General features: G+C 50.1%; 1 protein-coding gene. It reads right to left on the reverse strand.

Features of this window, described 5'->3' with window-relative positions; translation table 11 throughout:
• Window positions 1-120: 120 nt before the first annotated feature.
• Window positions 121-1,650 carry an acyl-CoA carboxylase subunit beta gene (locus DBO31_RS08555; protein WP_150824939.1) on the reverse strand — a complete coding sequence of 510 codons (1,530 nt, stop codon included), beginning with the start codon at window positions 1,648-1,650 and terminating at the stop codon, window positions 121-123.
• Window positions 1,651-2,043 lie beyond the last annotated feature (393 nt).

Below are 2,043 nucleotides of genomic sequence, written 5' to 3' on the forward strand. Positions count from 1 at the left end.
ATTGAATCTTGCTGTTTAAAATATACCAGCCGAGCAGGAGCAGCACAGCCAGGGCAATCAGGGCCGCTAATACGAGTTCCATCGAAATGGCTGATGTTTCTTCCATGACCTGATTCCCCCTTATAACGGAATATTACCGTGTTTCTTCTGCGGCCGGTCTTCCCGCTTGCTGTAGAGCATAGCCAGGGCATTGATGATGCGCGGACGCGTTTCTTTCGGATCGATGACGCAATCGACATAGCCGTGTTCCGCCGCTTTGTACGGTGTCAGGAATTCCTTGATATATTCCTGTTTCTTGGCGTCCTTGTCGGGATCGCGTTTGAAAATGATATCAGCCGCTCCATCGGGCCCCATGACGGCGATTTCCGCTGTCGGCCAGGCAAATACCATGTCGGCACCGAGCTGGCGGCAGCACATACCGATGTAGGCACCACCGTAGGCTTTGCGCGTGACGACTGTCACTTTGGGAACCGTCGCTTCGCAGTATGCGTAGAGCAGTTTGGCACCGTGGCGGATGATGCCGCCGTGTTCCTGATTGATGCCCGGCAGGAATCCTGGTACGTCCACGAAGGTGACGACAGGGATATTGAAGGCATCGCAGAAGCGGATGAAGCGGGCAGCCTTGTCGGACGCATTGATGTCGAGGCAGCCGGCTAGGAATTTAGGCTGATTGGCAATGATACCCACGCTCTGGCCGTCGAAACGGGCAAAGCAGGTAATCATGTTCATGGCATAGTTTTCCAGCACCTGATAGATTTCCCCGTTATCGACGCAGGATTTGATGACATCGACCATATCGTAAGCTACGTTATCGCTGTCGGGAATGACGGAATCAAGGGATTCATCCATCCGTCCGGGATCATCGGACGAATCGTATACGGGAGCTTCTTCCATATTATTGCTGGGCAGGAAATCGAGCAGGTATTTAATCTGCTGGATGCACTCCGTTTCGTTTTCGCAGGCAAAATGCGCTACGCCGGAAATGGTATTGTGCGCTACGGCACCCCCCAGGTCTTCTGCCGTCACTTCTTCCATAGTGACCGACTTGATGACCTTCGGCCCCGTAATGAACATGTTGCTCGTGTTCTTGACCATGTAGATGAAATCGGTCAGGGCCGGACTGTAGACGGCACCGCCGGCACAGGGTCCCATGATGACAGAAATCTGGGGAATGACTCCGGACGCCTTGGTATTATTCATAAAGATGCGGCCAAATCCGGAAAGGGCATCGACGCCTTCTTGGATGCGGGCACCGCCGGAATCATTGATACCGACAATGGGAGCTCCCATTTTGAGAGCCATTTCCTGTACCTGGCAAATCTTGTGGGCATGCATTTCACCGAGAGACCCGCCTTCGACGGTAAAATCTTCTGCATAGGCAAAGACGAGGCGGCCATTGACATTGCCGTATCCCGTGACGACGCCGTCGCCGGGGATTTCCTTCTTTTCCATGCCAAAATTGGTGCAGCGGTGATGGATAAACTGGCTGATTTCGGTAAAACTGCCTTCGTCAAAAAGCATATGCAGCCGTTCCCGGGCTGTCATCTTCCCTTTTTCATGCTGTTTATCAATTTTCTGCTGGCCGCCGCCCATTTCTATCGTATCAAGCTTCTGATGCAGGAGCTCAATCTTTTCCTGAACTGTTGCCATAATGCACCTCCAATACACTTTATCGCATAGTTATTATATTTTATCATATTTCCCATGTTTTTACTACAGTTATTCTCTATTTATTATAATACTATTTTACTCATCATTCCACAAAAATTTGTAAATACGTACGCCATATCATCATAAGGAAATAAAAATACCGCGGCAACTGGCATACAATACCAACTGCCACGGTAGAAAACGGACTCAACGTATAAAAACTCTGAATATAAGCAAAGCCCCCTCAGTCAGCATAGCTGACAGCTTCCCCTGCAAATAATCTCTTCCTACTGATGGAGGAAGAAGGTTTTTCCTTCTTCTGTTTCACACGTAAGGTCGCAGTCGGGAGACAGGATATGACCATCGAGGATGTAGACGACGGCACGGCACCAG

The organism is Megasphaera sp. DJF_B143 (assembly GCF_900320625.1).
In the GTDB taxonomy this organism is placed as follows: domain Bacteria; phylum Bacillota; class Negativicutes; order Veillonellales; family Megasphaeraceae; genus Megasphaera; species Megasphaera hexanoica.